This is a genomic window from Marivita sp., from assembly GCF_017643905.1.
Classification (GTDB): domain Bacteria; phylum Pseudomonadota; class Alphaproteobacteria; order Rhodobacterales; family Rhodobacteraceae; genus Marivita.
Window position 1 is genome coordinate 20,687 of the sequence record NZ_JAEPMO010000049.1, and the last position, 7,481, is coordinate 28,167.

Annotated in this window: 5 protein-coding genes; 2 read left to right on the top strand and 3 right to left on the bottom strand. The window is 62.7% G+C overall.

Annotation, left to right across the window (positions count from 1 at the left end):
• Nucleotides 1–5: 5 nt before the first annotated feature.
• Together JJ869_RS09675 and JJ869_RS09680 are read right to left on the bottom strand one after the other, a co-directional pair.
• Nucleotides 6–2,396, bottom strand: coding sequence for a DUF2309 domain-containing protein (locus JJ869_RS09675; protein ID WP_292266595.1), 2,391 nt, complete (start codon nt 2,394–2,396; stop codon nt 6–8).
• Between the two features lie 32 nt (nt 2,397–2,428).
• Nucleotides 2,429–3,922, bottom strand: a complete 1,494-nt coding sequence (locus JJ869_RS09680) for a proton-conducting transporter membrane subunit (protein ID WP_292266598.1) — start codon at nt 3,920–3,922, stop codon at nt 2,429–2,431.
• A gap of 166 nt (nt 3,923–4,088) precedes the next feature.
• On the opposite strand from JJ869_RS09680, the gene JJ869_RS09685 reads away from it, so the two are divergent.
• Nucleotides 4,089–4,964: a LysR family transcriptional regulator gene (locus JJ869_RS09685; RefSeq protein ID WP_292266591.1), complete on the top strand. Its 876-nt coding sequence runs from the start codon at nt 4,089–4,091 to the stop codon at nt 4,962–4,964.
• On the opposite strand, the gene ade is transcribed toward JJ869_RS09685, so the two are convergent.
• Nucleotides 4,961–6,655 carry an adenine deaminase gene (ade, locus tag JJ869_RS09690; protein WP_292266600.1) on the bottom strand — a complete coding sequence of 565 codons (1,695 nt, stop codon included), beginning with the start codon at nt 6,653–6,655 and terminating at the stop codon, nt 4,961–4,963. The genes JJ869_RS09685 and ade overlap by 4 nt on opposite strands.
• Before the next feature lie 481 nt (nt 6,656–7,136).
• On the opposite strand from ade, the gene JJ869_RS09695 reads away from it, so the two are divergent.
• A partial coding sequence (locus tag JJ869_RS09695) for an acetyl-coenzyme A synthetase N-terminal domain-containing protein (RefSeq protein ID WP_292266593.1) occupies nt 7,137–7,481 on the top strand: 345 nt, incomplete at its 3' end.

The following is a 7,481-nucleotide window of genomic DNA, read 5'->3' on the forward strand; positions in this document are numbered from 1 at the left end:
GCCCGTCACTCTGCCGCGATCTGCGCCGCAGCGGTATCGCCCCGCAGCGACACCCACTCTCCGCCGCCGGTATAGCGCCAGCCCAACCGGCCCTCGTCATCCATCGCGTAAAGCTTGAGCCAGCCGTTGTCGAACAGCGCAGCAACCCCGGCGTGCCGCTTGAGGATCTCGCTGATGGCTTCACGCGGTGCTTCAACTGCCACCGACAACCGCAAGGGATCATGCATGAAAGTCTCGCCGTCATGCACCGACTGCCACGGCAGACCACCGCGCAGCACGCCGCCATTGCCTTCGACCACACCGATCCCGCCGGTCACGTTGTGAAGCAGCTTGTTGCCCGCCCCGAACGCATCTGGTGCCACGGATGATCCGTAGTACTGCAGGCTGATCCAGCTTGCCACGACGACAGGTGCGGTCAGGATCAGCTCCAGAACACCGAAGCCCTTGTCCTGTCGCCAGTCATAGCTGTGCAGGAAGGACCGGCCGTCAAGGCTCCGCCCCATGGTCCGCGACCGGGGGGCGGCGATGAAGGCGGAACAACCTGCAAGCCCCCATTCGGGCCGCGTTTCCGACCAGTCCTTGGCCCGCGCCATGACCGCCATCTGATCCGCCGCGCGCGGCAGACGCGCCGCCCGTTCGCCCCGTGTCACCTTGGCCGCCAGTTTCAGCGCCTGCTTCAGTGACGCGATCGTCGCGCCCTGCGTATGACCGGCGGGCAGATCATCTTCGTAGAGCCGCACCTCGTCGGTCACCGTGTCATGCAGACCGGCAAGGAACACGGTTTCGGCAGGCACCTCGATACCCGTCTCGACCAACCCGGCCCGCACCTCTGCATCATTGAGCAGCAACGCCACCAGCCGTGCGTTCACATCGCCAGCATGGCCGCCGCAGGCCCCGCATTGCAACGCGCTCGCATGGGGGTTGTTGACCACACCCGCGCCGTGACTCGCCAGCAGGATCACCTTGGCAAAGCCCGATTTCATCGACATCGCCGACAGGATGGTCGCCGCCATACCGATCCGGTCCACAAGCGTCAGGCTGTCCGACAAGGCCGGTGCCGGGTCATTGCCGAGGCTGGGATGTTTCTGCGCCAGCGAATCCCGCACCAGCTTGCCAAGGTACAACGGCCCGGTCGCCTCGACGAAGGCAAAGCTCGACACCGCCGCCAGCCGGAACCGGCCCCACGCCCGCGTCACCCGTTTCGCCACGCGGGTCAGCACGTCGCTGTCCTGCGGGTCGGTCGCGGCGGAGGTTGCACCCGGATTGATCAACACCGGACCCCGTGTTTCCAGCACATCAGACGCGAATCCGTGATGCGCCGCCGCGATGCCGAAGAAGCCTGCAAAGCCAATGGTTTCGATCCCGTCACCCGAGGCCTCCAGCGCCCGCCGGAACACTTCGGACCGCACGTCGATACAGAACGCCGCCTGCACGTTCGGCACGGTCTCCTTGGCCTCCACGGGCTGCGCCAAAGTGGCGTCCAGCGCCCGCGCCGCCGCATGATCCGCTGCCGCCTGAAGCGCTGCGTCGATCAGATCGTCCTCGCTCGGCACGATAGGCTGGGCATGCGCCTCGAGCACCTTGGCCCATTTTTCGCCAATCTTGTCCCTGTACCGCGCCAGCAACGCCGCTTCGAAGACCAGCTTGGCGGTCAGAAGGTCGGTGATGTCGTTGTTGGCACCGCCTTTCAGGTTCGCGCGGAACGCCTCGCCCGAGGCAAGCTGCGCCCAGCCACCGAGCCGCATCAGGAGCGTGTGGAAATAGCTTTCGCAGGCACCCGCCGTGATCCCCATATCCTCGGCACATTTCGTCAGCGCGCCCCGCGCCGACATCGACATCGACGCCACCCGCGCGGCAAAGCCTGTCAGGCCGAAAATCTCGGGCGTCAGGTCGCGCTGCGCGAAGGACCGCCACGACAGCCACGCCCGTGTCTTGGGCGCAGGCCAGAGCGCCTGACCGGTGTCGTAATGACCGCCTGCCCAATGCCCGATCCGCTCGGCCACGAAATCGGGCCAGTTGATGTCTGACACCTCTTCGGCCAGATCGGCCAGCGTCGGCAGCGCTTCAGGCAGTGGCACGGTCTTGTCCATCGCCGCGATCAGGTCGTCGACCGTCGCCGCCAACTCCGGCACTTCGGCCAGACCCGCCTCGAGGTCGGCCACGCTCAACTGACCTGCCGCGAACTTTGCCTTGAAATGTGCCCGCTCCGGCACCGTCCGCACACCGGCCACCCGCGCCAGACGGGCAGCGGCCATCTGCAAGGGCTCACCCGCCTGCCCCACATAAGGGTTCACGGCCACCGTCGCCTCAAGCGACCAGAGCGGCGGGATATGGGCGGCGGCGGTCTTTGCACCTGCCATGATCTCAAGGGCCGGACCCGAGAACCGTTCAACCATTGTCAGCATGTCTTGATCTCCTGTCCTGTCCGTTACCGTGACCGAGCGGCCCAGCCGCCGGTCAGCCGGTCAAACACCGCGTTGAGGTAAAATCCGTTCGAAAGATGCACCCGAAGGCCTTGGGCGGCAGGATGGCTGGCCCAGTTCGGGAAGGTGGCCTGCGCAAGCGCCACGGTGCCGAAGCTGAGGATGGTCAGCACCATCAGAGCCCATTGCAGCGGGCCGGGGGCCGGGGTTGCGGGCAACGCACCCGTGGTCAACCAGATCGCAATGGACTGCAGCGCGAAGTAGCTCACTGTGGTCGCCAAGGAATAGACCGCCATACGCCGGGTCAGCAGTTCGGGCGCGTGATCCGCCAGACCTTGGGCCAGCAGGTACGCCACACCCATCACCAGCACAGCCCCCAGCGCAATTGCCTGTGCCGACTTGCCGTCGATGCCCAGAAGCAGGCCAAGTGTGCCGTAGATCGCCAGCGCGATGGCGAAGGCCTTGAGCACCGCCTTGCCATTCGGGATCGCCACCGGGCCGGGGCGCCGGATCGACGCCACCTGCGCCACGGCACCACCCGAGGCAAGGAAGGCATGCGCTTTGTAAAGCGAGTGCGCCACGATGTGCAGCAGCGCCAGCGGGAAGAGTGCCAGACCACATTGCAGGATCATGAAACCCATCTGCGCAACCGTAGACCATGCGAGCGAGGTTTTGACCGATGGCTGGGTCAGCATCACCAGACCACCGAACAAGGCCGAGAAGCCACCAAGGATCACTAGCACACTCAACACACCAGGGGCCAGCAGCATGACATCCGCAAACCGGATCAAGAGGAAGCCACCCGCATTCACCACGCCCGCGTGCAGCAGGGCAGAGACCGGCGTCGGCGCTTCCATCACCTCGGTCAACCAACCATGGGTCGGCACCTGCGCCGATTTGAACAGCGCCGAAATCGCCAGCAGACCTGCGGCAAGGATCGCGGCACCACCGCCTTCGCCAGCGCTCGCGGCTTCGATGATCGTGTGAATGTCCGCCGTGCCGTAAGCGGCTGCCAAAGCGAAAGCACCTGCAATCAGAACCGCGTCTGAGGCCGCCGAACACAGCGCCTTTTTCCGCGCCGCCCGCTGTGCCGCCGCCCGCTCGGGGTAGGTCAGCAGCAGCCGGTTGACGCAAAGACCCACCGCGCCCCAGCCGATGATCAACTGGATCAGATTGCCTGCCGTCACCAACAGAAGCACCGACGCAAGGCCAAGGCTCAACCAGCCGAGAAACCGCGTCTGGTTCTTTTCCCCATCGGTGTAGGTCACCGCGAACCGCATCACGACCCAGCCGATGAAGCTCACCAGCATCAGCATGGTCACGCTCACCGCGTCGATCCGGGCGGCAAAGCCCATCTCGGCCGCGCCGATCAGCGGGCTGGTGGCCGATCCGTTGGCGATCAGAAGACCCAGCGTTGCAATCGACACGACCATCGCGGCCAGACCCGCATATTCGCCCAGACGCAACTGGGCCGACCCGCGCGGCATGTCGCTGCGCATGTAGACAAACCCGATGACGGCGAAAAACGCTGGCGCAAAAAGCGGCAAGGCGGTGATCATGATACGGTCTCCTTTTGAGGGCGTGATCTTGATCGGGGACGTAGCCTGCCGCTTTGGTGAAGAAAAATACATTGTTTAGGATCAATCGTTCACTTAAATTGAACGAATGTCGGATCTCAATTATCACCACCTGCGCTACTTCTGGGCCGTGGCCCATGACGGCAACCTTACCCGCGCGGCCGAGCGGCTGAACCTGTCGCAATCGGCTTTATCATCGCAAATCAAACAGTTGGAGGATCGTCTCGGCCAAACACTTTTTGAGCGCCGGGGCCGCGCCCTGCATCTGACCGAAGCCGGACGCATCGCGCTCGATCACGCCGACACGATCTTTTCGGCCGGCGAAGAACTGCTCGACACGCTGCGCGAAACAGCCCGTCCGGCCCGCGCGTTGCGAGTTGGCGCCCTGTCGACCCTGTCGCGCAACTTCCAGATCACCTTTTTGGAACCGGTCCTTGGCCGTCCCGATGTCGAGGTGATCCTCCGCTCCGGCAGCGCGGCCGAGCTTTACGCCGCTCTGGACGCGCTCAACCTCGACGTTGTGCTGACCAATACGCCCCCTGCCCGCGATGCGATCAGCCCGTACCTGACGCAAAAGCTGGCGGATCAAACCGTGGGTCTCTTCGGCATACCCGACCGGGTGCGCGGCAATCGCCCGCTCGAAGAGCTTGTGGCCGATCACCCCCTGATCCTGCCCACCCGCGACACGCAGATCCGCAACGCCTTCGATACCCTGCTCTCGCGCGTCCAAGCCAAGCCCATCATCGCCGCCGAGGTTGACGACATGGCCATGATCCGCCTTCTCGCCCTGCGCGGCACAGGCTTGGCGGTGGTGCCACCGATCGTCGTGCAAGACGAGCTCACCCGCGGTGATCTGGTACAGGCGGCGATGCTGGACCTGCATGAACTCTTCTACGCGGTCACGCTGGACCGTCGCTATCCCAACCCGCTTCTGACCGAATTGCTTGCGGTCGCCGTCCGTTAAGGAATGATCTCGAATTTTGTCACATCGACCATTCCCCGGTCGGTGATCTTGAGCGCGGGAATGACCGGCAGCGCCAGAAACGCCAGTTGCAGGAACGGCTCATTGAGCGTCACGCCCAGGTTCTTGGCCGCGGCACGCAGGTCCACCAGCCGGTCATGCACCTCTTCAAACGGCTCAAGGCTCATCAGCCCGGCCACCGGCAGCGCCAGTTCGGCCAGCACCTCACCCCCGGAAGCCACGACAAACCCGCCTTCGATCTCGGACAGCCGGTTCGCCGCCAGCGCCATATCGGCGTAATCCACACCAACGCAGGCGATGTTGTGGTGGTCGTGGCAGACGGTCGAGGCAATTGCCCCCCGCTGCAAGCCAAAACCGCGCACGAAGCCGGTAGCAATATTCCCGTTCTTGCCATGCCGTTCCACCACCGCGATGCGAATGAGGTCGCGCGCCAGGTCGGGGTGTTTGTCGCCGTCTTCGACCACAATGGTCTCGTGCAGATGTTCGGTGATGATCTTGCCTTCGACGATGCCGATCACATCGGTCTCGGCCCGGTTCGCCTTGGCGCGGAAATCCTCAGGGGTCAGATGCGGCGCGTGGACGGAACCTGTGCCCACCGGTTCTATTTTTGACCGCTTGGTAAAATTCCTGGCTGTCGCCTCTACCCCGGCGCAGAATACTTTTTGCACGTCGCAGGCCTCAAGCGACCGAACCGCCACAATATCCGCCCGCTTGCCCGGTGCGATCAATCCGCGATCCATGAGCCCGAATGCCTCGGCCCCCGACAGCGACGCCGCGCGATAGGCCGCCAGAGGTGGCGTGCCCAATGCGATCAGGGTGCGGATCATGTAATCAAGATGCCCCTCCTCCGCGATGTCGAGCGGGTTCCGGTCATCGGTGCAGAGGCACATGTAAGGCGCGGTGCGTTCGGTCAGCAGCGGCTGCAGCGCGTGTAAATCCTTTGACACCGACCCCTCGCGGATCAAAACGCGCATGCCCTTTTGCAACTTCTCGCGCGCCTCGTCGGCTGTCGTCGCCTCATGCTCTGTCGAAATCCCGGCAGAAATATACGCGTTGAGGTCCATCCCGCGCAATTGCGGGCAATGGCCGTCAATATGACCGCCCTCGAACAGATGCAGCTTTTCCATCACCTGAGCGTCCCGGTAGATGACGCCGGGATAATTCATGAATTCCGCCAGACCGATGCCAGATGGATGGCCCATGAGCGGCGCGAGATCGGCGGCCAGCAATTCGGCCCCGGCGGTTTCCATATGCGTGGACGGCACACAGGACGACAGTTGCACGCGGATGTCCATCAGCGTGTGGCGGCTCGCCTCCTGGAAATAGCGGATGCCCGATGCACCGATCACATTGGCGATCTCATGCGGATCACAGATTGCCGTGGTGACGCCATGCGGGGCGACACAGCGGTCGAATTCATAGGGCGTGACCAGCGAGCTTTCGATGTGCAGATGGGTGTCGATAAACCCTGGAACGAGGATCAGACCCGTCATGTCCCGGATTTCAGCCCCGTCATAGCTGCCGCACGTTCCTGCAATCATGCCATCGCAAATGGCAATATCGCCATCCATGAGGTCACCGGTGATCAGATCAAGCGTCTTGGCACCGCGCAACACTAGGTCTGCGGGTGCATCGCCACGGCCCACGGCGATCCGGCGTTCCAAAGGGGTCAGGTCTGTCATCTGGTTCGGCGCTCCTGTGCGTGATGCGTTCAGTCTAGGCCAAGCGCGGCACAGGCACCAAGTCTGGTGTTGAGTTGGCCTCCGACTCAGCGCCCGGTTTTCGGGCAGTTTTTGTGAGTTGGTCAAAAAGCGGGCAGCGAAAATTCTGCATACAGCGGCATACCGGATCAATATGTCACACCCATGGCGCGAATTCCAAGCCTGCTACCGCGTGTCACGGTTACCGCAAACAGCCAAAAAACCCATGCCAAGAAACTACCTTGTTTCTTAGGGCTTTACCCTGCGGAAAGTAAATTTGTTTACGTATTTTCCTTACTTTATGAAAAATATTTACAACCAAATACCTGTTTTTATTTTACTTATTTTATTATTTTCACCTTCGCCTATGATCGAAACAAGCCGCGATAACACGTCTGTGATCGCAGTCTGAAGCGCCTGAGGGGGATCAGGCGGCGCGAGGGAGACCAAAACCATGAACGATCAAACCACCACCACAGATGGTACGGCCGTGTATCCGCCATCCGCTGAAACCGTCGCACGCGCCCATATAAACGCGGCGCGGTATGAGGAGATGTATGCGCGGTCTGTGTCTGATCCTGATGGGTTCTGGGCGGAGCAGGCGCAGCGTCTGGACTGGATGAAGGTGCCGACGCAGGTGAAGGACGTTGATTTCACGCTGGGTCAGGTCAAGATCAACTGGTTTTCCGATGGCACGCTGAACGTGGCGGCCAACTGCGTTGACCGGCATCTGGCGACCCGCGGCGATCAGACCGCGATCATCTTCGAACCCGATGATCCCAACGAGCCCGCCAAGCAC